This is a genomic window from Microbacterium lacticum, assembly GCF_006716815.1.
Lineage (GTDB): Bacteria > Actinomycetota > Actinomycetes > Actinomycetales > Microbacteriaceae > Microbacterium > Microbacterium lacticum.
The window spans coordinates 443,480-466,802 of the sequence record NZ_VFPS01000001.1; the positions used below are offsets into that span (position 1 = coordinate 443,480).

Annotated in this window: 17 protein-coding genes and 1 pseudogene; 8 read left to right on the forward strand and 10 right to left on the reverse strand. The window is 70.0% G+C overall.

Going from position 1 to position 23,323, the window contains the following annotated elements:
- Positions 1-41: 41 nt before the first annotated feature.
- The 4 genes and pseudogenes from FHX68_RS02155 to FHX68_RS16235 all read right to left on the reverse strand — a co-directional run.
- Positions 42-797 carry an IS110 family transposase gene (locus FHX68_RS02155; RefSeq protein WP_141920019.1) on the reverse strand — a complete coding sequence of 252 codons (756 nt, stop codon included), beginning with the start codon at positions 795-797 and terminating at the stop codon, positions 42-44.
- Positions 798-1,226: 429 nt separating this feature from the next.
- Positions 1,227-4,304: a DEAD/DEAH box helicase gene (locus FHX68_RS02160; RefSeq protein WP_307723047.1), complete on the reverse strand. Its 3,078-nt coding sequence runs from the start codon at positions 4,302-4,304 to the stop codon at positions 1,227-1,229.
- A gap of 196 nt (positions 4,305-4,500) precedes the next feature.
- On the reverse strand, positions 4,501-5,523 hold the full coding sequence (locus FHX68_RS15665) for a helix-turn-helix domain-containing protein (RefSeq protein WP_229661450.1): 1,023 nt from the start codon (positions 5,521-5,523) through the stop codon (positions 4,501-4,503).
- A gap of 18 nt (positions 5,524-5,541) precedes the next feature.
- Positions 5,542-5,838 (reverse strand): annotated as a pseudogene (locus tag FHX68_RS16235) (recombinase zinc ribbon domain-containing protein); the annotation flags it as partial.
- A gap of 85 nt (positions 5,839-5,923) precedes the next feature.
- On the opposite strand from FHX68_RS16235, the gene FHX68_RS02170 reads away from it, so the two are divergent.
- Positions 5,924-6,541: a TIGR02391 family protein gene (locus FHX68_RS02170; protein WP_141379537.1), complete on the forward strand. Its 618-nt coding sequence runs from the start codon at positions 5,924-5,926 to the stop codon at positions 6,539-6,541.
- Here the strand turns inward: FHX68_RS02170 and FHX68_RS02175 are convergent.
- Positions 6,519-7,622, reverse strand: a complete 1,104-nt coding sequence (locus tag FHX68_RS02175) for a magnesium and cobalt transport protein CorA (RefSeq protein ID WP_141379535.1) — start codon at positions 7,620-7,622, stop codon at positions 6,519-6,521. The genes FHX68_RS02170 and FHX68_RS02175 overlap by 23 nt on opposite strands.
- Positions 7,623-7,801: 179 nt before the next feature.
- Between FHX68_RS02175 and nagE the strand changes: the two genes are divergently transcribed.
- On the forward strand, positions 7,802-9,751 hold the full coding sequence (nagE, locus tag FHX68_RS02180) for an N-acetylglucosamine-specific PTS transporter subunit IIBC (RefSeq protein ID WP_141379533.1): 1,950 nt from the start codon (positions 7,802-7,804) through the stop codon (positions 9,749-9,751).
- 9 nt (positions 9,752-9,760) lie between these two features.
- Here nagE and FHX68_RS02185 read toward each other — a convergent pair whose 3' ends face one another.
- Genes FHX68_RS02185 through FHX68_RS02195 form a run of 3 tightly spaced genes read right to left on the reverse strand, consistent with a single transcriptional unit; the run spans position 9,761 to position 12,217 of the window.
- Entirely contained in the window at positions 9,761-10,471 is a 711-nt protein-coding gene (locus FHX68_RS02185; RefSeq protein WP_141379531.1) for an SOS response-associated peptidase, read from the reverse strand.
- Positions 10,472-10,503: 32 nt separating this feature from the next.
- Positions 10,504-11,538 carry an App1 family protein phosphatidate phosphatase gene (locus tag FHX68_RS02190; RefSeq protein WP_141379529.1) on the reverse strand — a complete coding sequence of 345 codons (1,035 nt, stop codon included), beginning with the start codon at positions 11,536-11,538 and terminating at the stop codon, positions 10,504-10,506.
- A gap of 4 nt (positions 11,539-11,542) precedes the next feature.
- Positions 11,543-12,217 carry a DedA family protein gene (locus tag FHX68_RS02195; protein WP_141379527.1) on the reverse strand — a complete coding sequence of 225 codons (675 nt, stop codon included), beginning with the start codon at positions 12,215-12,217 and terminating at the stop codon, positions 11,543-11,545.
- Between the two features lie 37 nt (positions 12,218-12,254).
- On the opposite strand from FHX68_RS02195, the gene FHX68_RS02200 reads away from it, so the two are divergent.
- The 5 genes from FHX68_RS02200 (at position 12,255) to holA (ending at position 20,669) form a co-directional block, all read left to right on the forward strand.
- On the forward strand, positions 12,255-13,604 hold the full coding sequence (locus FHX68_RS02200; protein WP_141379525.1) for an anthranilate synthase component I family protein: 1,350 nt from the start codon (positions 12,255-12,257) through the stop codon (positions 13,602-13,604).
- A 63-nt stretch (positions 13,605-13,667) separates the two neighbouring features.
- Complete coding sequence (leuS, locus tag FHX68_RS02205) at positions 13,668-16,265, forward strand: leucine--tRNA ligase (protein ID WP_229661448.1); 2,598 nt, start codon at positions 13,668-13,670, stop codon at positions 16,263-16,265.
- 172 nt (positions 16,266-16,437) lie between these two features.
- Positions 16,438-17,046: a ComEA family DNA-binding protein gene (locus FHX68_RS02210; RefSeq protein WP_229661447.1), complete on the forward strand. Its 609-nt coding sequence runs from the start codon at positions 16,438-16,440 to the stop codon at positions 17,044-17,046.
- Positions 17,043-19,613: a ComEC/Rec2 family competence protein gene (locus tag FHX68_RS02215; RefSeq protein WP_229661446.1), complete on the forward strand. Its 2,571-nt coding sequence runs from the start codon at positions 17,043-17,045 to the stop codon at positions 19,611-19,613. The genes FHX68_RS02210 and FHX68_RS02215 overlap by 4 nt, the downstream gene beginning before the upstream one ends.
- 9 nt (positions 19,614-19,622) lie before the next feature.
- Positions 19,623-20,669: a DNA polymerase III subunit delta gene (holA, locus tag FHX68_RS02220; protein ID WP_141379523.1), complete on the forward strand. Its 1,047-nt coding sequence runs from the start codon at positions 19,623-19,625 to the stop codon at positions 20,667-20,669.
- Between the two features lie 165 nt (positions 20,670-20,834).
- Here the strand turns inward: holA and rpsT are convergent, their stop codons facing one another.
- Positions 20,835-21,095, reverse strand: coding sequence for a 30S ribosomal protein S20 (gene rpsT, locus FHX68_RS02225; RefSeq protein WP_141379521.1), 261 nt, complete (start codon positions 21,093-21,095; stop codon positions 20,835-20,837).
- A gap of 285 nt (positions 21,096-21,380) precedes the next feature.
- Between rpsT and FHX68_RS02230 the strand changes: the two genes are divergently transcribed.
- A complete protein-coding gene (locus FHX68_RS02230; RefSeq protein ID WP_229661445.1) occupies positions 21,381-22,508 on the forward strand; it encodes an MFS transporter in 1,128 nt (375 codons plus the stop codon).
- A gap of 40 nt (positions 22,509-22,548) precedes the next feature.
- Here the strand turns inward: FHX68_RS02230 and FHX68_RS02235 are convergent, their stop codons facing one another.
- Complete coding sequence (locus FHX68_RS02235; RefSeq protein ID WP_141379519.1) at positions 22,549-23,295, reverse strand: alpha/beta fold hydrolase; 747 nt, start codon at positions 23,293-23,295, stop codon at positions 22,549-22,551.
- Between the last annotated feature and the right edge of the window lie 28 nt (positions 23,296-23,323).

The following is a 23,323-nucleotide window of genomic DNA, read 5'->3' on the forward strand; positions in this document are numbered from 1 at the left end:
ATGGGCAGTGTGAGAACTTCCATCCTGGAAGACCTCGACGTCTATCCGCGAACCAGCCGCCGACCCTCGACTACACCCTCAACTGCGAAGAGCCCCTTTGCCGGCGACTGAGCGAGGAGCGCAGTCGTAGCCGCGATGTTCTCGGCGAGCTCGCTGTCCAGAGCGGTGATGCGTCTGGCGAGCCTCACGGCTTCGTTCCGGGCCGTTGCAATGCCGACCTCTTCATGGCGGACGCGCCAATGGGACACCTCGCCGATCTGCGTTCTCGTGAGCGGCTTGCGCGCGTCAATGCCCAGATCCACCATCCGCAGCAAGGCGAGCAGTGCGTTGACGTTGGCCGTCCGCTCGCCTGTCATCAGCTCCCGAGCAGTCACCAGTACGCGCAATCCTGCACGTACTGCGTCGTCCGAGCGCAACTGGCGCATCCGGTCGACCTCGAGGGGCAGCACGGCGGCGGCAATCCGGCGGGCGTCCAACTGATCGGACTTGCCGATTCCGCGGTTGGCTTTGGCGTTCATCCGCGCAGCTTCGACGGCCGTGTAGCCGGTGTCGGCGACGGCGCGAGCGAGTTGCGCGCCGTAGGTGGCGGCGCATTCGATCACCCACAACACCGTGAGATCGCCACCAGTTCGACGCCCTGCCCAGGCGACGGCCCGCGCCAGGCCGCTACGGGTGGTGGGGAAGGTCGCCTCCTCGATGATCTCGCCGCTCGGTGTGGCGAGGATCGATAGGGCGTGGGTCTTGGCATGTGTGTCGACACCGATGACGAACGGGTGGGCGTGCGCGACGATAGTCATTGCGGCTCGGTCCTTCCTACTTGAGACAGATGGGCTGGCCGCGACGGCCAGTGCCAGCCCGGGTAGGAGTCACTTCGGGGCAGGACTGTGATGAGTCACAGCCTCGCTACGGCGGGGCTGGACAAGCTTCTGATCAGGTCACCGAGGTGGGCCGGGATGGCGCTGGCCGACCTGCTTCCGCTGGACAATTCAGTTCGAGGACACCGCTCACACAGGTCAGTCACCTATTGGGTCACAGCAGTTACAGCCGGCCAACGCCATCCTTCAGCAGCCGGTCCCGGACCAGCCACCTCAAGACTCACAGTCACCTATTCGTGCAGCAGTCCCCGTGACCAAAGGTGGGTTTGAGGTCTACGGATCGGACTGAGTGGCAATAGCCGTACGGATCTTCGACGAAACAAACATCGACGCCCGCGTCGTCTGTACGGGCTATTGAACGAGTGCGTTGGACAGGTCTCGGAAGTAGTTGTGGCGCGCCCAAAAGGAGCGATCGCCAATGACGTAGAGGCGGCGTTTGGCGCGGCTGGCGGCAACGTTGACAAGGTTCGGGGTGCGTGCCCAGTAGGCGGGTGCTCCCGGTTTGCTGGGGTCACCTCCGAGGACGAGGATCACGACGTCGGCCTCGCGTCCTTGCGCTGTGTGAATGGTTCCGGCTTGGAGGCCCTGATATTTCGGGATGAGGCTGCGGAGGCGATCTGCGACGGCTCGGAACGGGGAGATGGCGATGACCTCCGACGGCGGGATGCCGTGGTCGTTCAAGTAGGCGAGGGCCTTCTCGAACCGCTCGATCTGGCTTGGTTGGAGATGGCTGCCTGGGTTGTTGGCCGGCTCGTCGGCCCAGTAGCTGGGGGCGATGAGCGGTCCGGTTGGGCTGTCGAAGCGCTCGTCGGGGTCGTCGAGATCACGGTGGACGCCGTTGACCATGAGGTTGTTGTAGGCGATCTGGTTGCACAGAGTGAACATCGGGTTGTCGCAGCGTCGGTGCACCAGGAGTGGCGCGCTGACCCAGACTTTGTCCTCGCCTTGATCCAGCTGGGTCCCAAACGGCGTGATGCGGTCGGCCAGGGTCTGGACGGAGGCATGTGGCGGGATCCAGGTCGTGCTGAGGCCGTAGTTGCTGGCGATGTTGCGTTGTGCCTTCTCGGGGAGTGTGACGACGGGCTCGAGCTGGAGCGGGTCGCCCACTGCGACGATGCGTTGCGCGCGCCAGATCGCGCCGGCGGCGTACTGGGGTGAGGCTTGTCCAGCTTCGTCGATGAGGAGCCAGCCGATCGCCTCGGAGCCGATGCCGCTGAACATCCGGCTGGCCGAGGCGAAGGTTGTGGATATCAACGGGACGACGAGGAAGAACAGTTGCCAGGCAGCCCGGAGCTTCTCGGGCTCGAGGTCGCGGGGGTAGTTCCCAGCGACGACCTCACCGGCGGCGCGCAGCACGTTGAGCATGTCGCGTGCGGTGTTGGCGAGGAAGTCTTGGTGTAGTTGGAGTGCCGCGACGAACAGATCCGACCGGGCGGTGTCAAGCTCCTTGTCGAGCCAGGGGGCGTGCAGCTCTCGCTGGTCGCCCTGCCATGCCGGGCCGGGATAGGCCACACCGAACCGTTCTTCGTCCTGAGCACACAGAGCCTGAAGCCTGGCCCGTTGATCTCGGAGCCCGTCCAAGTCGTGTTGGACTGAGGACAGCCGTGCATGGGCATGGTGCACGGCATCACGGAGCCGTTGGCCACGATCGTGCACTTCTCGGTGGTGTTGCTCGGCGTTGTCCTGTGCTCGCGACAGGTCGTTGAGGTGTGCGCGCCACGCTCGTACGGCTCGCCCGAAGGAGAAGAGTGTCTCCAGTACGCCGGGCTTCGTAGCAAGGTGTCGGTCGTGGCTGTCAGTGGCTTGCGCGCGGGCTGCGTCTGCCTGCTGCTGAACGGGCTGATGCTGAGACAGATCATGTTGGGCCCGGTTCAGATCTCGGAGTCCCTGTTCGATCGCCGCTTCCAGACCGCGTTCACGTTCAGCGAGTTCTGGGACTCGCCGGAGCCGATCCTCGGCCTGCGCCCGTTGTCGGATGAGTGCGTCGACGCGCTGCTCGACAGTGCAGAAGGCTTCGCGTGCTTGAGCCCAGGGCTTGTAGGGAACCTTGCCGTCGCGCCACTGGACCAGCCTGGTCTGCATCCTTGGAACGCCGTTCTCGACAGGTTTCTTGGTCTTGGGGTCCTTCTCATCGAACCAGAATGCTGAGTGGAAGGCCGAACGGTTCCTCTTTCTGCCGAGTCGAGCGGCGACGAGACCCCAGGCTGTTGGCGGTGTCGCGTCGCTGGTGGAGTCGCTGCCAGTCACGTCTTGGAGGATCTCGGTCGCGATATCACCGAAGTAGTCGATGCGGCCGCGCCACGGCGCTTCGATTGCGTCCTCGTCGGGGATCTCGGTGGTGACGTTCTCGACGGCCGCGTTGTTCGCCGACGCGACGACCATCTCGAACCCTGTCAGCTCGGGTTTGAGTTGGCGAACGATCCGGTCGTGGCCTTCGCCGTCTGACCATCGATGGGTAACCTCAGTGAAGGCATGCGATGGCCGAGTCAGCGCTGCGAGTCGTCGGGCTCGCTCGACGACGTTCCCGGCGAGGATATCGCGCAGCATGGTCGTCTTGCCCGTGCCCGGCGGACCGTTGACGCCCATTAGACCACTGCTGTGCCCGAGGTCGTTCAGCGCTCGATTGACGGCGAACTGCTGGCTCAGGGCCAGCGAGTGGTCCGGGTTAGCCGGCCATCGGCCCTTGGGGAGGCGCTCGATCCCGGTTCCTGCGTCGACCGCGCCCGGGTGTGTGACGACATCGATCCGGTCGGACACAGGCAGCGTCTGGTCGCCGGTGAGATACGTGGCGAGGCCGGCGCCGAGATCTCCGCGTGCGACATGGTCGCGTAAGGCCGCGAGGTCGTCGAGGTAGAAGCTGTTCAAGAAGTCGGTGTCCGTGCCGTCTTCGGCTCGTCGTGCCGACACCGCCACGCTCTCGATGACCACGCGATCGTCCGCAAGGTCATCGAAGTCGTCGACTCCGGCGGCGACATGGGACAGCTTCAGCAACTCGTCCAGCGAGTCCGAGTCGTAAGGCGGTGGCTGCTCTCCGCCATCGGCATCACGGCGGGCGCCTTCAAAGGCGTCAATCGAGTCGACGAATTTTCCCGCGGTCTCGTCGAACCCGTCCATCCAGCGCGGGTTGCTCGGTCCTGGATCTCGCGTACGACCGGCAGCCCAGAGCGCCGAGGACAGCACCGCCGAATCGGTGACGAGACGACCGTCGTGATTGATCAGGATCCCGGCACAGGCGCTCTCACCCTCAGGCCGCTTGTCGTAGGCATCGGGATCCTCGCCGAACACACGGCCCAACGCCTCGTAGGTCGCTTCAAGCTTGTAGACGCCCAGATATACGGTGTGACGCCAGACCCTTCGGGTCCCGTTGAACGGCTCGGGCGGAGCCAACGTCTCCCAGGGGAGAGGGTCACCCGATTGCCACGCGATCACCTGACGATCCGACGGGCGGGTGGCTCGACGCGTCAACGCTGGTACCCGCTGCGGGCTGAATAACTCCAACATCCACCAGAACGTCAGTATCCGCAGACGCTCATCGCTGCCCCGATCCACTCCCATGCCCCTCATCTTGCCTGATCGGGTTGTCACAGCCGCCCCGGCGCCCAGTCTCGGCGATCGACGTGGTTCGCTATCTTTCACGTCCGTGCGCATCACGCAGCACTGTGCCGGCAGATCGGAGATGGTTGCGGACTGTGCTGGGTGAGAATCCCAGGTGCTTGCCCACGCGTTCGAGCGACTCACCACCGGCATAGCGACGAGCCACCTCCCGCACCTCATCCGGCGACGGTGTAGCACGCCGCATCCGTACACCCCGGTCCCGCAGCAGTAAGGCCAGTCGCTCCCGACCGATCCCGATCTCGTTGGCAAGCTCTCGCAACGTGGCGCCAGCCTCGTACTGTCTCTGCGCCACGTCGAGCAGGTCCTTGCCGGCGCGAGGGAGCCTACGCGGGAGCGGCTCCTCGTGGCCGGCCTTGAGCACGCGGATGCGAATCGACTGGTGCATCGAACCGATCCGAACCAACGGCGGGGCAAGTTTCGACAAGCCTCCCGCAACGTCCACCGCACGCACAAGGCTCGAACCCTTGCCAATGGAAACGTTGGCAGAGGTTCGGGCCTTGTTCATGTCTGCGGCCCAGGTCAGCGCGTTAGCGTTGACCTGCGGATCGAGGAGCATTTCGAAGGGCCGGTTGTGCTCGACGCGCAACTCGTTGTCCTCGTCGATGAAGACCTTCGTGAAGAACGCCTGGTTGCACAGCCGCCGGTTGGTGTCGTCGCAGCGGGCGTAGATGTCAGCGCAGTTGGCGAGCAGGCCGAGCGCGTCATCGAGGTGGGCGCGAGCGTCGGCGTAGTCGCCGAAGTGCGCGTCGATACGTCGGGTCACCTTGTCGAGTTCGGCGACGATGCGGTCCTGCTCGCGCTTGAGCACGGTCAGCGGGATCGCGTCGGCGTAGTGCGCCTGCATGAGCCGGTCCTGCTCGCTTTCGAGCCGGTCGCGGCTGGTGGTGAGGCGTTCCAATTCCTCGGTTTCGGCGGCCATGAGCCGTTCGAACTCGTGGTGGAGCATCCCTGCGAGTGCGTCCTGCTGAGCCGGCGTGATCTGCACGCGAGAGTAGTAGTCCTCGACGAGCTTCTCGACATCCTCGATGAGCATCGCCTGGCGCGTGCAGTCGGTCCGCTTGGAGTGTCGGCCGGAGCAGACGAAGTAGCAGTACACGTTGCCGTGGCGGTTCTTCGCGTTGGAGACGATGAGCCGCGAACCGCACTGGCCGCAGTGGATAGTGCCTTTGAGGTAGTGGCCGTGGACTTGGGTCGCCTCGACGGCGCACTGACATCGCCCTTGTAGTACGGGTTGGTCAGGAGGCGATGGATGGTGGACACGGCCAAGGGCTTCGCCGGCCTCTTCGGCGTGGGCAGGCTGCGCAGTCCGCGCGAGGTGAGTTCGTCGTGGAGCTGGCTGACGCTCCAGTTCCCGGAGCGCGGTTTCGGTAACTGGCGCCTACATTGCGATCGCGGGCATCGGAGCGATAGACCCGATCTCCAACTGGTCGTTCATGTCTGCACCAAAGGCTCCGATTGCACCTCGGGACATTCGCACGACGGCCGCCAACGTCAAGGGCAGACTGGACGCGATGATCGTGGACGCAGAGTCCCGCACCGACTCTGACTTGCCGACTTTCGCCCCCACGCAGCTCCACCCTGTGGTCTGGTCCGGCGCTTCCGCACACTGGGCTACGCACCAGTACCGAGTGGTAGTCCGCGAGGCAGCCGAAGGCCTCACAGTCCACTGGAAGGAACGGCTCGGCCGGAACGATGTCGATGACACGGTCTTCTGGCAGCAGACGCTCTCACCCGGTGCGCAGGAACCAGGCAAACCGAAACTCACCTGGCCAGGAGCGTTGGACGACAAGACGGTGAGGAGCATGCGCGGCGGTCTCGAACCGCTCGCGAAGGCACTCAATTTGCTGGCCACCGGCCTGAACCTGACGGTCCGCAACGTGACGACGCATACGCGCACTGAGCTGTCAGAGCAAGAAGCGATGGAACGCCTCGCCGCCTACAGTTATCTCGCGCGACTGCTCGATCGGGCGGGCGACCGACGAGCACGAGCCGGCGCCGAGCGAGACCGCCGCGGCCTGAGCGGCCCGCTCACATCCACTTCTGGCGTTTGAAGATGAGGTAGAGCACGAGCGCGAACGCGACCATGGCGCCGATCGCGAGGGGGTAGCCGAAGGTCCAGCTCAGTTCGGGCATGTTCTCGAAGTTCATGCCGTAGATCGCGCCGATGAGCGTGGGCGCGAAGAGGATCGCCGCCCAGCCCGAGATCTTCTTCATGTCCTCGTTCTGCCGCTGCGCGACGAGCGTCCCGTTGACGGTGAGGATCTGCGTCAGCGACTCCCGCAGCTCGACGACCTGCGTGTCGACGCGGCTGAGGTGGTCGGCGACGTCCTGCAGGTACGTCTGCAGGGGAGCGGGGATGCCGTACCGCTCGAAACCCTGACGCAGCAGACGCAGCACCTCGGTGAGCCCCGCCGTGGCCTGACGGAGGTCGATCACCTCCTGACTGAGCCGATAGATGCGCTCGGTGACGCCCGCATCCCCGCTGAACACCTGCCGCTCGATCTGCTCCTTGTCGATCTCCAGCCCGCGCAGCACCGGGACGTATCCGTCGACGATCGCGTCGAGCAGGCGGTAGACGATCGCCTCGGGACCGTGGTCGAGCAGCTGCTCGTCGTCGAGCAGCGTCTGATCGCCCCGGTCGGCGGCCCCCGACGCGTCGTCGGCGTCGTGACCGTCGATCCACCGGCCGTCCTGACAGAACACGGCCACGGCGTGGGGCCGAACCAGGATGTGGAACTCGGCGAAGTCGACGTCTTCGGCCGCGTCGACGTACCAGGCCGAGCGCACCACGAGGAAGAGCGTGTCGCCGTAGCGTTCGAGCTTCGGTCGCTGGCCGGCGTGGTGCAGGTCTTCCACGAGAAGAGGATGCAGGTGCCACGCGGCGGCGAGCTCATCCACGTCCTCCGGGGAGGGGCGGGGGTACAGCAGCAGCGCGGTGCGTCCCTGGGCTCCCTCGACGAACGCCTCCGCGTCGGCGACGCTCGTCTCTCGGGGTGCCCGGACGAGGTGGCCGCGTTCGACATAGCGCGTCCGTCGCGTCGCCGGTGCGTCGGGCGCCGATCCGACCGCCGGCCGGCGCCGGAAGACGTTGCTGCGGCGCGCCGCCGATTCGTCGCGCGGTGGGTTGCCCATGTCGGTGATCCTCTCGCTCCGCTCGATGCAGGACAGCACCCGTACGCTACCGCCCCGCGACGGCGGAGATACGGGGTTCCCACATTCCTGGGAAAAGGCTGTATGTGACGGCGGATTCTCGATACCGTCGGAGGGAACGGCTGTCCCGTTCGTTCCCCGTTCCTCGGATGGAGTCGAGAATGAAGTTCTTCCAACGCCTGGGCAGATCGCTCATGCTGCCGGTCGCGGTGCTGCCGGTCGCCGCGATCCTCTCCGGCATCTCCTACTGGATCAGCTCCGCCGCGGGCGGCGCGAACACGGTGTCCGCCTTCCTCGGCGCCGCCGGTGGTGCGCTGCTCGACAACATGCCGCTGCTGTTCGCGGTCGGCGTCTCGATCGGCATGGCGAACAAGACCGACGGCACGTCGGCTCTCGCCGGCCTCGTGTCGTGGTTGACGATCACGACGCTGCTGGCGCCCGCGACCATCCAGAACCTGCAGGGCCTCGACAGCGTCGACGACGTCAACCCCGCCTTCAGCAAGGTGCAGAACGTCTTCGTCGGCATCATCGCCGGTCTCATCGGCGCCTGGTGCTACAACAAGTTCAAAGACACGAAGCTGCCCGACGCGCTCTCGTTCTTCTCCGGCAAGCGCTCCGTCGCGATCGTCACCGCCGGCCTCTCGCTCGTGGTCGCCGTCATCCTGATGTTCGTCTGGCCGGTCGTCTACACCGGGCTCGTGACGTTCGGTGAGTGGATCTCGACCCTCGGACCGTTCGGCGCCGGCCTCTACGGGTTCTTCAACCGCCTCCTCATTCCGACGGGCCTCCACCACGCCCTCAACTCGGTGTTCTGGTTCGACGTGGCCGGCATCAACGACCTCGTGAACTTTCTCGCCGGCAGCAACGGCGCGGGCGTGTACGGCGTCACCGGTCAGTACATGGCGGGCTTCTTCCCGGTCATGATGTTCGGCCTCCCCGGCGCCGCCCTGGCGATGTACCTGACCGCCAAGACGACCCGCAAGAAGGTCACCTACGGCATCATGCTCTCCGCCGCCGTCGCCTCGTTCTTCGTCGGCGTGACCGAGCCGCTGGAGTTCTCGTTCATGTTCCTCGCGCCGTGGCTGTACCTCATCCACGCGGTGTTCACCGGCATCTCGGTGGGCGTCGCGGCGTGGCTGCCGACGCGCCTCGGGTTCGGCTTCTCGGGCGGTTTCATCGACATGGTGCTGCAGTGGGCGAACCCGCTCGCGCAGAACCCGTGGATCCTGCTCATCATGGGCGTCGCCTGGTTCTTCATCTACTTCTTCACGTTCTACTTCGTGATCAAGCGCTTCAACCTGAAGACGCCCGGTCGTGAGGACGAGGAGGACGCGCAGGACGCCGACAACCTCGAGACGAGCCTCACCGGCTACCACGGCACCGCGGAGAAGTTCATCGCGGGCCTCGGCGGCAAGGACAACATCATCGACGTCGACAACTGCGCGACCCGCCTGCGCATGGAGATCGCCGACCCCTCGAAGATCGACGAGCACGCCCTCAAGCGCGCCGGCGCCGCCGGCACGATCAAGACGGGCGGGCACGCCGTGCAGGTCGTCTACGGTCTGAACGTGCAGTTCGTGAAGGATGCCATGGACGACCTCATCTCGGGCCGGACGGCCCGGATCGAGGCAGCCCAGGCCGCCGGCGACCTGCCCGCGGACGGCACCGACGGCGGTGGCGTCGCCACCGTGACCACGACGGGGACGCGGACGCTGGCCCTTCGCCAGCCGGTCGAGGGCACGGTCGTCGCGCTGGCCGACGTGCCCGACGCGATGTTCGCACAGGGGGCGATGGGCCCGGGGCTCGCGATCGACCCCGCCGGGGACACCGTGGTGGCGCCCGCCGCCGGCACCGTGGCATCCGTCTTCCCGACCGGTCACGCGATCGGGCTCGCGCTCGACGACGGCACCGAACTGCTGATCCACGTCGGCATCGACACCGTCGGGATGAAGGGCGACGGCTTCGAGACGCTCGTGAAGACCGGCGACCACGTCGAGGCGGGCACGCCGCTCATCCGGTTCGATCCGGCGAAGATCCGCGCCGCCGGCCTCTCGCCGATCACTCCGGTGATCGTGCTGAACGACGAGAACGCGACGGTCGCGTTCTCCTGAGCCGCACCCTCAACGGGCCGGGGCGATGAGCTCCGGCCCGTTGTTGCGTACGTTGCCGACCGCGGGCCCGACCTCGCGCATCGCCAGGCCGTCGACGAGCGCGGGGGCCGCGTCGATCGTCGCGTCGAGCAGGTCGCCGACGGTGTCGGTCGTCGGGTCGAGCCACACGTCGGCGTAGTCGGCGTCGATGAACAGCGGCATGCGGTCGTGCACCGAGCCGAGGGCGCCGGTCGACCCGCGGGTCATGATCGTGAAGCTCAGCAGCCAGCGATGCGGATCGTCGTCGGGCTTCGAAGCATCCTTCCACCACTCGTAGAGTCCCGCGAACAGCAGCGGCGAGTCGTCGGCGGGGTGGATGTAGTAGGGCGTCTTCACGCCGTCCTCGGTGTGCCAGTCGTAGTAGCCGGATGCCGGGATCACGGCGCGTCGCTTGATGAGGGCCTGCCGGAACATCGGCTTGTCCTCCACCTCTTCGGCGCGCGCGTTGAACGCTCGGGAACCGATCGAGGGGTCCTTCGCCCACGCGGGCACGAGGCCCCACCGCGCCGCCTCAAGCCGCCGCGTCGGGGGCTCGGTCTTGGGCGAGTCGAGCACGATCGCGACGCGGTCGGTCGGGGCCACGTTGAACGAGGGCGCGGGCAGATCATCGCCCTCGAGGTCGATTCGGAGGACACCGACGAGCTCTGAGCCGCTCGCGGCCACGACGAAACGTCCGCACATGCAGCCAGCCTACGCGCGGCCGCCGACACGGCTCAGTCGCCGTCGATGACACCCGCTTCGGTCAGCCGGTCGAGCAGCTCCGCGCCGTCCGACTCCGACACCCACGGCACCGACGCGGCGGAGTGGTCGTTGACGGCGGTGCGACCGCCGGCGAGCACGGCCTCGGCGGGGGACAGGCGCCGGATCGCGACGGCGGTGACGTGATCGGGGAACTCGCTCGTGAACGCCGCGTACAGGTCGTCGTCGTGCTGGCCGTCGTCACCGATCAGCATCCACTTCACCTGCGGGAACTCGCGCACGAGCCGTCGCAGGTTGTCCTCTTTGTGCTCGCGGCCGCTGCGGAACCAGCGGTCGTGCGTCGGCCCCCAGTCGGTGAGCAGGAGCGCCCCCGGCGGGTAGAGGTGCCGGCGCAGGAACCGCTGCAGCGTCGGCGCCACGTTCCACGCGCCGGTGGAGAGGTAGATCACCGGCGAACCGGGGTGGTCGCGCACGAGCCGTTCGAGCAGCACCGCCATGCCGGGCACGGGCTGACGCGCGTGCTCGTCGAGCACGAACGAGTTCCACGCCGCGACGAGCGGGCGGGGGAGCGCCGTGACCATCACGGTGTCGTCGACGTCGGAGACGACGCCGAAACGGACATCCGCACCGACGATGAACACGCGCGTCTCGACCGGCTCCGAGCCCTCGACGCTCATCGTGATCGGCTGCCAGCCGGGTGCCAGGCGCGCCGGCAGCACGGTGTCGATGACGCCGCCGCGGTCGGCGACGACCTCGTGGCTCACGCCGTCGATCGTCACGGTGACCTGGGCGTAGCCGACCGGCACCGCGGCGAAGGAGCGCCAGCCCCGCACGTTCGCGTATTCACCGCGGTACTTCGTCGGCAGCGGAGGCACGATCAGCACGCGGCCGAGCACGCGCACCCACTCCTCGCTGCCGTACCCGGGATAGGCGGCGATGCTGGCGCGGTTGCCCCGGGCGCGCGCCCGACGCTCGCGCCACGCGTGGAAGCGGTACTCGAGGCGTGCGATCCACAGCACCTTGGTGCGGGGTGCGGGTTTCGCAGACATCGTCTCAGTCTCCCACGGGCGACGGCGGCTCGTCGCCGTCGCGGCTGCGCATGTGACGCGCTTCGCCGCGCGAGATGAGGCGCTTGACGACGTAGGCGGCGAGGAGGAACGCGACGAGGATGCCCACGAACAGGTAGCCCGCGTAGTGCAGCCGATCGGAGAGCTCCCGATACGTGCCCGCGGCCGCCGCGCCGACCCCGACGTACGCGATCGCCCAGACGGTGCACGCGGGCGTCGTCCACGCCATGAACCGGCGATAGGAGAATCCGCTCATCCCGACGGTGAGCGGCACGAGGGAGTGCAGCACCGGCAGAAACCGGGAGAGGAAGATCGCGGGGCCGCCGCGGCGGCGCAGGTAGAGCTCGGCGCGCGTCCAGTTGTCTTCGCGGAGGCGCTGGCCGAGTCGCGAGAACCGGATGCGCGGCCCCAGCCAGCGGCCCAGCCAGAAGCCGATGCTCTCGCCGATCAGTGCGCCCACGATCACGACGAGCGCCAGGATGACGCCCTCGGCGACCGAGCCGACCGCGGTCGCTGCGACGAGCACGACGGTGTCGCCGGGCACGATGAGGCCCACGAGCACGCTCGTCTCAAGCATGATGGCCACACCGGCGAGGATGGTGCGCAACACCGGATCGACGCTCTGCACGGCATCGAGCAACCACGTCAGGACGTCGTTCACCGTTCAAGCCTACGGTGCGGCGCTCTAACCTGAGAGGGTGTCCGCCCGCCCCGTCGCCCAGCGTCTCGCGTGGGTCGACCCGGAGGTGCTCTTTCTCGGCGGCCCAGCGGCGGCCGAGCACGCGTTCTGGCTCGATGCGGGGCCGGATGCCACGTCGGGCTGGAGCTGGCTCGGGGACGGTTCGGCGGTGGGGACGTTCCCGCGAGACCTGATCGTCGGCGGTGCGGCGGGCGCCCCGGCACCGGCGGTGCCCGGCGGCTTCGCCGGGGGATGGGTGGGATGGATCGGCTACGACGCGGGCGCCCGTGCCGCCGGCGCTCCGGCGGCGTTCGAGGCGGAGCCGCTGGAGGAGGTCGCTCTTCTCGCGGAACGGCTCGTCGCGTTCGATCACGCCGCTCGCGAGGCGTGGCTCGTCGCCCCGGCGGCGGTGATCGATGCGTTCGCCGCCGACGTGGCGAGCTGGCGAGAGCGCGGTGCGGCGCGGCATCCTGCCCCCTCCGGCGCGGAGCGCGGCCACCGGGGCGCGTCCTCGCACTCGCCCCGGCACGCCACCGCCCGGCACACCCCGGCGGAGTACGCCGCGCTGATCGCACGCTGCCGCGCCGCGATCCGCGCGGGCGAGGCGTACCAGCTCTGCCTCACGACGCGGTTCTCGGTGTTGGCGGGAGCCGCGCCGGTCGACGACGTCGAGACCTACCTGCGGCTCCGCCGTGCGTTGCCCTCGCACCACGGCGGCTGGGTGCGCTCCGGCGGGCACGCGCTGCTGAGCGCGAGCCCGGAACAGTTCCTGCACGTCGCGGACGGCGTCGTGCGCACCAAGCCCATCAAGGGGACGAGGCCGCGCTCCGCCGACCCGGCCGAGGACGCCGCCGCGGCCCGGGAGCTCGTCGAGAGCCCGAAGGAGCGCGCGGAGAACGTGATGATCGTCGACCTCATGCGCAACGATCTGCAGCGGGTGTGCCACCCCGGCACGGTCGCCGCCGAGCGCCTCCTCGCCGTCGAGTCGTACCCCGCCGTGCATCAGCTGGTCAGCACCGTCGCCGGACGCCTCCGCGCCGGCACGACCCTCGGGGAGCTGCTCGAGGCGACCTTCCCCGCCGGGAGCATGACGGGCGCGCCGAAGCTCTCGGCGATGAGCATCCTGCACGGCCTCGAGCGGGCCCCGCGCGGCGTGTTCGCGGGATGCTTCGGGCGGGTCTGCGCCGACGGCGCCCTCGATCTCGCGATGACGATCCGCTCGATCGTCGTGCACCCGGACGGCGCCTACGTCGGCGCGGGCGGCGGGATCACGTGGCTGTCCGAGGCGGGTGACGAGGTCGCCGAGGTCGCCGTCAAGGCGCGCGGACCGCTCCGCGCGCTCGGTGCGACTCTTCCGGCGGGGTGGTGAGGCGGGTCCGGTAACCTGGAAGGACGCGTGCGTGCGTACCCGAACTTCACGAATAGGTGACCTGTGTCCTCCAACCCCGCCTCGATCTCCGTCTACGCCGCGCCCGGCGACGGCTACGACCCGCACGCCATCCAGCAGAAGTGGCAGGACCGCTGGAAGGACGCCGACCCGTTCCGCGCCGGCGGCGAGAGCGACACCCGCCCGCGCAAGTACGTGCTCGGCATGTTCCCGTACCCGTCGGGCGACCTGCACATGGGGCACGCGGAGAACTACGCCTACCTCGACGTCGTGGCGCGCTTCTGGCGGCACCGCGGCTACAACGTGCTCAACCCGATCGGCTGGGACTCGTTCGGCCTCCCCGCCGAGAACGCCGCGATCAAGGGCGGGGCGGGCAGCGATCCGCGCGAGTGGACGTACCGCAACATCGAGCAGCACAAGAAGAGCTTCCGCGAATTCGGCTCGTCGTACGACTGGAGCCGGGTGCTGCACACCTCCGACCCGGAGTACTACCACTGGAACCAGTGGCTGTTCCAGCGCCTTTACGAGCGGGGCCTGGCCTACCGCAAGGAGAGCCCGGTCAACTGGTGCCCGCACGACCAGACCGTGCTCGCCAATGAGCAGGTCGTCGACGGCCGCTGCGAGCGCTGCGGCACCGTCGTGGTGAAGAAGAAGCTCACGCAGTGGTACTTCAAGATCACCGACTACGCCGACCGCCTGCTCGACGACCTGAACCAGCTCGAGGGGTTCTGGCCGCAGAAGGTCATCCGCATGCAGCGGAACTGGATCGGCCGCTCGGTCGGCGCCGACATCGACTTCGAGATCGAGGGCCGCGCCGAGAAGATCACGGTCTTCTCCACGCGCCCCGACACGCTGTACGGCGCGACGTTCTTCGTCGTCGCCCCCGACAGCGACCTCGCCGCCGAACTGGCCGCGGGAGCGGACGCCGACGTGCGTATGCGCTTCCAGGCCTACCTCGACGAGGTGCAGAAGCAGACCGACATCGAGCGCCAGTCGACCGACCGGCCGAAGACCGGTGTCTTCCTCGGCCGCTACGCGATCAACCCGGTGAACGGGGAGCGACTGCCCATCTGGGCCGCCGACTACGTGCTGGCCGACTACGGCCACGGCGCCGTGATGGCCGTGCCCGCCCACGACCAGCGCGACCTCGACTTCGCGCGGGCGTTCGATCTGCCCGTGAAGATCGTCGTCGACACGACGGCGCCGGTCACCGGCGCCATCCCCGTCATCGAACTGGACGATGAGGGCGTGCCGATCGACCCGGGCGCCGACGAGCCCGGCCTCGAATCGCTCGACCCCGCCGTCACCGGCGTCGCGCTCACCGACGACGGGCGCCTGATCAACTCCGGCCCGCTCGACGGGCTCAGCAAGCGCAACGCCATCACGCGGATGATCGAGCGGCTCGAGGCATCCGGCACCGGTCGCGCCGCCAAGTCGTATCGCCTGCGCGACTGGCTGATCTCGCGGCAGCGGTTCTGGGGCACGCCCATCCCGATGATCCACACCTCCGACGGTCGCGTCGTGCCGGTGCCCGACGAGCAGCTGCCGCTCGAGCTGCCCGACGCGCGGAAGCTCGACCTGAAGCCCAAGGGCACCTCGCCGCTCGGCGGAGCGACCGACTGGATCCACACCGTCGACCCCGAGACGGGCGAGCCCGCCCTCCGCGACGCCGACACGATGGACACGTTCGTCGACAGCTCGTGGTACTTCCTGCGGTTCCTGAACCCGGGCGACCAGACCCAGCCGTTCTCGCCCGCCGAGGCCGACCGCTGGGCGCCGGTCGACTCGTACATCGGCGGCGTCGAGCACGCGATCCTGCACCTGCTGTACGCGCGCTTCATCACCAAGGTGCTCTTCGACATGGGCATGATCGAGTTCACCGAGCCGTTCTCGAGCCTCGTCAACCAGGGCATGGTGCTGCTCGACGGCTCGAAGATGTCGAAGAGCAAGGGAAACCTGGTCGAGTTCGCCCCGAGCATGGTCGACCCGGGCGCCGATGCCGTGCGCACCGCGATCGCCTTCGCCGGCCCCGTCGAGGACGACATCAACTGGGAGGACGTCTCGACGACCGGCGCCCAGAAGTTCCTCGCCCGCGCCTGGCGGATCGCGCACGATGTGACGAGCGCCCCGGAGGTCGTATGGGCCGACGGCGACGAGAGCCTCCGCCGCGTCACACACCGGCTGTGGGCGGATGCTCCGGCGCTCATCGAGCAGACGAAGTTCAACGTCGTCGTCGCGCGCCTGATGGAGCTCGTCAACGCGACCCGCAAGGCGATCGACGGCGCCGCCGGCCCCGGCGACCCGGCGGTCCGCGAGGCGGCCGAGGCGATCGCGATGATCCTCGACCTGTTCGCCCCGCACACCGCGGAGGAGATGTGGGAGATGCTCGGGTACGAGCCGTTCGTCGGGCTCGCGACCTGGCGGCAGGCCGACCCGACGCTCCTCGTGGAGGACTCGGTGACCGCGGTCGTGCAGATCGACGGCAAGGTGCGCGGCACGCTGACCGTGCCCGCCCGCATTTCGGCCGACGACCTCGAGGCGCTCGCGCGCGCCGATGAGAAGATCGTGCGCTCGCTCGCCGGTCGTGAGATCGCGCGCGCCGTCGTCCGCGCGCCGAAGGTCGTGAGCTTCACCACCGCGTAGTTCGTCATCGTCGACGCCACAGGGCGCGCCCGTCGGGTGCGCCCTGTGGCGTCGGTGGTGGTGCGGGATGCCTCGCGTCATCGCCTCCTCCACCGACGGCCGATTTCGAGATCCATCCACCGATCCGCCCTTTCGGGCAAAAGGGTCGCCCGCGCGCTGACAGTCTTCCCGGGTGAGCGCAGCGACGATCGACCGACCGGCGCGGCGGCGTCTGGGTGTGGGCGCGGCCATCGTGCTGGTGCTCGTCGTCGCGGCGGTCTCGGTGCTGATCGGGGTCGTGCGCTCCGCGGGCGCTCCCGACGTCTCCGGCGAGCAGGTGGTCGCCGCGACCGGGGCGGCCGAGCTGCCGCCGGTGTACGTGCACGTGTTCGGCGCCGTGCAGCGGCCGGGGCTCTACCGGCTCGACGAGGGCGCGCGGGTCGTCGACGTCATCGCGGCGGCGGGCGGACTGACCCCCGAGGCCGACGAGACGGCCGTGAACCTCGCCCGCCGGGTCGCCGACGGTGAGCAGCTGCGCTTGCCCGCGATCGGCGAGGTGCCGCCTCCAGCCGGCGGCGCGGCTGGGGGAGCGGGCGCTGTGGCATCCGATGGGCGCGTGAACCTCAACACCGCCGACATCGCCGCGCTCGACACGTTGCCGCGCGTGGGCCCGGCGATCGCGGAACGGATCATCCAGTGGCGGGAGACCAACGGCGCATTCACGAGCGTCGACGACCTGCTGGCGGTGCCCGGGATCGGCGAGAAGATGCTCGCGTCGATCCGAGACCTGGTGACGGTGTGAGCACGCGGGCGGATGCCGCGGTCGAGGCCGTGTCGCGGGCGGCGGCGCCGGCAGCGCCGCCGCCGGGCGCGCAGGCCTCCGTCGCGGAGCGCGGCGCCGCCCCGCCCGCAGGAAGCCTTCGGCGCCTGCGCCGCCGGGACGCGCGGCTCGTGCCGGTCGCCGCCGCGGCGTGGGCGACCGCCGCCCTCTCGACCCTGCATCCGGATGCCGCCGTTCCCGTCGCGGTCGTGCTGTGGATCGCTGCGGCCGTCTCGATCGCCGCGGCGCTGCGCCTCCGCGGGGCGGGGCGGGGCGGGGGCGCCCTCGTGGCGGTGGTCTTCGCCGTGGCGGCGGGAGTGGCCACCCATGTCGCCGTGTCGCTTCCGACGCGCGACGCCGCGAGCGCGCTGAAGATCGACGGCGGCCGCGCACTGAAGGTCGAGCTCACGGCCGTCGGCAAGATCGAGCGCAGCGCCGACGGTTGGCGCTTCGACGCCGCGCTGCACCGCGCCCTGCTCGGCGGCCGCGGGTCGGAGGAGACCGCCTTCGCCGGTGCCGGGGTGCCGGTGCTCGTGCGCGTGGCGGGCACTGAGCCCGGCGGCGCGGGCGAGACACGCGACGGCGACGGTGCCGCGTGGCGAGGTGACGATTCCGCGGCCGGCACCCGTGGCGACGCGCCCGCAGCGCTGCCCGGCCGCCTCGACGATGACATCGACCTGGGCGCGCGGCTGCGCGTGACGGGCACCGCGTGGCGGGCCGACCCGGGGGACCGGGCGGTGCTCGTGATCGATGCGAACGGACCCGTCGAGGTGCTGGCGCCGCCGCACGGCGCCCTCGCCGCGGCATCCGCTCTCCGCCGCGGGCTGGTCGCCGTCACGAGCGGACTGCCGCCGCCGGGCGGGGGATTGATCGCGGGGCTCGCCGTCGGCGACACGAGCGCCGTCGATCCGGCGCTGGATGCCGCGATGAAGACGTCGTCGCTCTCGCACCTGACCGCCGTCTCGGGGGCCAACTGCGCGCTCGTAGTCGCATTGGCGTTCGGCGCCGCGGCGCTGTGCCGGGCTCCTCGTGGCGTGCGCGTGCTCACCGGTCTCGGCGCGCTGACCGCGTTCGTCGTGCTCGTCTCACCCGAGCCGAGCGTCGTGCGCGCGGGGGCGATGGCGGCGATCGCGATGCTCGGCATCCTGCTCGGCCGCCCCGGCGCGGGGCTGTCCCTCCTCACGACCGCCGTGGTCGTGCTGCTGCTCGCCGATCCGTGGCTCGGGCTCTCGCTCGGCTTCGCCCTGTCGGCGGCGGCGACCGGCGCGCTGCTCGTGGGCGCGGGCCCCCTCGCCGACGGGCTGTCGCGATGGATGCCACGACCGCTCGCTCTCGGCCTGTCGGTGCCGCTTGCGGCCCAGCTTGCGTGCGGTCCGCTCATCGTGCTGATCTCGCCGCAGCTGTCGGTGTACGGCGTCGTCGCGAACATGATCGCCGCGCCCGCGGCGCCGCTCGGCACCATCGTGGGGCTCGCGGCGTGCGTCGGCGCCGGGATCCCGCTGCTCGGGAGCGGGCTCGCCGCGCTGGCATGGCTTCCCGCCGCCTGGATCGCGGGCACCGCGACGACGTTCGCGGACCTCCCCGGCGCCGTCGTCGCCTGGCCTGAGGGATTCGGCGGGCTCGCCGCTCTGGCCGTGCTCGGCGGCGCCGTCGCGGCGCTGATCGTGCCGGGGCATCCGCGCGTCCGCGCCGCCGCGGTGCTCCTGGTCGCCGCGGCGACCGGCGCGGCGCTCGCCCTCGGCCCGATCGCCGACGCCATGACGCGCGCGGGCATCCCGCCGGGATGGACCCTCGCCGCCTGCGACGTCGGCCAGGGTGACGCGGTCGTCGTGCGCTCGGCGGGGAGCGTCGCCCTCATCGACACCGGACCCGACCCCGCGCCCCTCGCACGCTGCCTCGATGAGCTCGGCATCGTGCGCGTCGACCTTCTGCTGCTCACCCACTTCGACCTCGACCATCGCGGCGGCATCGACGCGGTGCGCGGCCGCGTCGGAAACCTCGTGCACGGGCCGACGAGCGGACCCTCCGACGTGCGCGTCCTCGAGGAGCTGGCCGCCGGCGGAGCGCGGATCACCCTCGCGAGCCGGGGGACGAGCGGCCTGCTCGGTGAAGCGCACTGGCGCGTCCTCTGGCCGCGGGCCACGACCGCGCCCGGCAACGACGCGAGCGTCGTCGTGGAGTTCCGGGGCGGCGGCGTGCCGACCGCCCTCTTCCTGGGTGACCTGTCCGCTGCGGGCCAGCAGGCCATGAAAGCCGGGGCGGACCTGCTCGCCGGATACGACGTCGTGAAGGTCGCCCATCACGGCAGCGCCGATCAGGACGCGGCCCTGTACGGGCGGCTGCACGCCGCCGTCGCGCTGATCACGGTGGGGGAGAACGACTACGGTCATCCGCGCGGCGAGACGCTCACCCTCCTCACCGCCGCGGGCGCCCGCGTCGCGCGCACCGATCTGGAGGGTCTCGTCGCGCTTTGGCGGGATGCTGACGGCATGCGTCTCTGGCACGAGCGTGCGGCCCCGCCGCCGGCCGCTGTCGCACCCGGCGGATAGGCTGGGCGTATGACACCCGCACCCCGCCGAGCCCCTGCCCGGAGCGGCGGAAAGAGCGCGTCGGCGATCCCGCAGGTGTCGTGGCGCACGCCGCAACCGGCTCCGATCGTGCTCGTCTCGGGGCCCGAAGAAGTGTGCGCCGAGCGGGCGATCGCCGGTGTGCGCGACTTCCTTCGCGCCGAGGACGACAGCCTCGAAGTCTCCGACCTGCGTGCCGACGATTACGCGTCGGGCAGCCTCTTCGCGCTCACATCCCCCTCGTTGTTCGGTGAGCCGCGCCTCGTGCGTGTGTCGGGCGTGGAGAAGTGCTCCGACGCGTTCCTCACCGAGGCGCTCGCCTACCTCGACGCGCCGCAGGACGGCGCGACCGTGGTGCTGCGGCACACCGGGTCGAGCGTGCGCGGCAAGAAGCTCCTCGACGCGATCCGCTCCGGCACGGGCGGCGGCATCGAGATCGCCTGCCCGGCGGTCAAGCGCGACTCCGACCGGTTCGACTTCGCCGCGGGCGAGTTCCAGTCGGCGAACAAGCGTATCGCCCCGGTCGCGCTCCGCGCGCTCGTCGGGGCGTTCTCCGACGATCTGACCGAGCTCGCGGCGGCGTGCCAGCAGCTGATCGCCGACGTGCCCGGCGACATCACCGAGCAGATCGTGGAGCGCTACTACGGCGGTCGCGTCGAGACATCCGCGTTCACCGTCGCCGACACGGCCATCGCCGGCCGTTACGGCGACGCGCTCGTGGCGCTCCGCCACGCGCTCGCGAGCGGGGCCGACCCGGTGCCGCTGGTCGCGGCGATCGCGTCGAAGCTCCGCGCCATGGCGCGGGTCGCCAGCACCCGCGAATCGTCGTCGGCCCTCGCCGCCCGCCTCGGCATGAAGGACTGGCAGGTCGATCGCGCGCGCCGCGACCTCACCGGCTGGAACGAGACCTCGCTCGGCATGGCGATCCAGGCGGCCGCACGAGCGGATGCCGAGGTCAAGGGCGCGTCGCGCGACCCCGTCTTCGCCATCGAGCGCCTCGTCACCGTGATCGCGACGCGCGCTCCGTTCGGCGCCTGACCCGCGCCTTCGCGCGAGCGCCCTCGCCGCCCGAGGTCGCCGACCCGCAGCAACGCGCCCTCGGCACTCGACCCGCGCCGAGCGCGATCACCCCGCGAAATACTCCCGTTCACAGCGAAGAGCCCGCCCCCACGAGGGGACGGGCTCTTCGACGACGGGGGCGGCTCAGAGAGCGGCGACCTGCTTCGCGATGGCCGACTTGCGCTTCGCGGCCTGGTTCTCGTGGATGACGCCCTTGCTCACGGCCTTGTCGAGCTTCTTGGTCGCCTTAGCGAGGGCCTTCTCGGCGGCGGCCTTGTCGCCCGCGGCGACGGCCTCGCGGGTGCGACGCACCTCGGTCTTCAGCTCGCTCTTGACGGCCTTGTTGCGCTCGTGCGCCTTCTCGTTGGTCTTGTTGCGCTTGATCTGCGACTTGATGTTGGCCACGACGGCTCTTTCGTTCGGAGTTTTCGATGGATGTGCCGGGGTGGCGGTAGAGGGGCGCCTCCGGCGGCGTGTGAGGTGGGACCCACACGCAAGCCAATCACCGAGTCTACCAGGTGGGCGCCTGACGCCTCCAATCGGTGTCGCGGTCGTGCGGCGCGCGTGCGCGGCATCCAGGGCGCGCCGTGCGGGCGAGGGATGCGGGGCGCCGGGCGCGACGTGCGGCATGATCAGCCCGCCGGCACCCGCCGACGCCACTCGGCAGCGTTCTCGACGAAGGAGTCGGCCGTGCCCCACCATTCGCCCGCAGGCGACCCGACGACCCCGCCGGTCGCCGGGAGCACCGCACCCGCAGGCACCCCCTCGGGGTCGACCGCCGCAGCATCGTTCCGGGCCGGCGCCCGCTGGTCCACCCTGTTCACGCTCGCCTGGCTCGCGCTGTGGACCGTCCAGCTGACGCCCCTGCAACTACTCATCCCGCTGCAGCTCGACACCCCCGACGACGCCGGCGGCTGGATCTCCGGCGTCGTCTCGTCGGGCCTCGTCCTCGCGGTGGGCGGCCTCGCCGGGGTCATCGCTGGCCCGCTCGCCGGTGGCCTCAGCGACCGCACCCGCGGCGCGTTCGGGCGCCGTCGACCGTGGGTGATCGGCGGCGTCGTGCTGGGTTCGGCGTCGCTCGTCGGCATCGCGTTCGCGCAGGGCCCCTGGGGCGTCGGCGTCGCCTGGGTCGGCGTCTCGATCGGCATCGCCGTGGCCTCCGCCGCGTTCACGGCGCTCATCGCCGATCAGCTCACCGACCAGCGCGGCGCCGCGTCGGCGTCGATCGCCTCGTCGCAGGCGGTCGGCATCGTCGTCGGGGGTCGGCGTGATCGTGCTGCTCGGCCTCGGCGTCGTCACGGGATACCTCGCGCTCGCGGGGTTCCTGCTGGTCGCCGGCGTCGGGGCCGCGCTGTGGCTGCCGATCCGCCGGCACCGGCCGCTTCGGCGTCCGCGCGCTCGGTGCGCAGGCTGTCGCAACGGCTCGCCGCCTTCCGCGACCACGAGTTCGGGTGGCTGCTCTGGGGTCGCCTCGTCGTCAACATCGGCAACGCCCTCGGGACGGCGCTGCTGCTGACGATGGTCGCCGCGGCCCTCCTCGGCGGCGGGTACGGCGCCTACATGTCGGTCGGTCTCGCCCTCGCGACCGACCTGCTGCCCTCTCCCGACGACAGCGCGCGCGACCTCGGCTTCGTCACCGTGGCGGCGAGTCTCGGGCAGCTGCTCGGACCCGTGATCGGCGCGGGGCTGGTCGCGCTCGTCGGCGGCTTCTGGCTGCTGTTCGCCGTCGGGGGAGTGCTCTCGATCGTCGGCGGCCTCATGACCCTGGAAATCCGCCGCCGCCCCGCCGACGCCGCGGTGTCCTCAGCGCCGCGATGACCCCGTCGAGCGGCTCGGTGACGGCGGCCGCGGAATGACCTCAGCGGCTCGATGACGTGACGGCGGATGCCTGGGCATCCATCGTCGCGAGGGCGAGATCGAGCAGCGCGTTGAAGACCCGCGGGCGCATCGCCGTCACGAGGTGACTCGTGCGCGGCACGACGATCAGCTCCGACCCGGGCACGAGCGAGACGAACAGCCGCTCGTTAAGGCGGAGCTGGTCGTACTGCCCGTTGATGAACCAGGTCGGCACGTCGATGCGCCGAAGGGCGGCGAGCAGGTCGAGCACCGACAGGCTCCGCAGGGCGACGTCCTGCGCGTCGTAGGCGTAGCCGCCGGCTCCGAAATCGGCGCGGGTCTCATCGGGCAGCGTGCGGTCGAGCACCCACTCCGCGATCCGGGCGCCGCGACCGGGCAGGCGATCGAAGCCGCGCGCGAGGGTGCGGTAGGTGGCGAGTCCGACCCCGCGGGGGATCGCGGTGCACGAGGCGGCGATGAACGCGTCGACGGGCGGCTTCTGCTCTCCGCCGACGTAGGCGGTGCTCACGAGCCCGCCCATCGAGTGCCCGACGAGGAGCACCCGGCCGTTCGCCGCGGCCGTGCGCACAGCATCGTCGATCGTCGCGAGAGCGCCCCCCAGCGTGAAGGCCTCGGTCATCCGTGTGCCGTGCCCGGGGAGGTCGACCGCCACGGCCGGCACGCCGCGCTCGGCGAGGTGCGCGAGCTGCGAGCGCCACATCGTCGCAGACGTGCGGATGCCGTGCACCATCACCACCGTCGTCGTCACGGTCTCAGCCTAGGCATCCACGCCGACA

Coding starts and splice junctions, on each gene's coding strand:
- FHX68_RS02155 (WP_141920019.1), bottom strand. CDS start 797: ATGACTATCGTCGCGCACGCCCACCCGTTCGTCATCGGTGTCGACACA.
- FHX68_RS15665 (WP_229661450.1), bottom strand. CDS start 5,523: ATGCTCATCGAGGATGTCGAGAAGCTCGTCGAGGACTACTACTCTCGC.
- FHX68_RS02170 (WP_141379537.1), top strand. CDS start 5,924: ATGTCTGCACCAAAGGCTCCGATTGCACCTCGGGACATTCGCACGACG.
- FHX68_RS02175 (WP_141379535.1), bottom strand. CDS start 7,622: ATGGGCAACCCACCGCGCGACGAATCGGCGGCGCGCCGCAGCAACGTC.
- nagE (WP_141379533.1), top strand. CDS start 7,802: ATGAAGTTCTTCCAACGCCTGGGCAGATCGCTCATGCTGCCGGTCGCG.
- FHX68_RS02185 (WP_141379531.1), bottom strand. CDS start 10,471: ATGTGCGGACGTTTCGTCGTGGCCGCGAGCGGCTCAGAGCTCGTCGGT.
- FHX68_RS02190 (WP_141379529.1), bottom strand. CDS start 11,538: ATGTCTGCGAAACCCGCACCCCGCACCAAGGTGCTGTGGATCGCACGC.
- holA (WP_141379523.1), top strand. CDS start 19,623: ATGACACCCGCACCCCGCCGAGCCCCTGCCCGGAGCGGCGGAAAGAGC.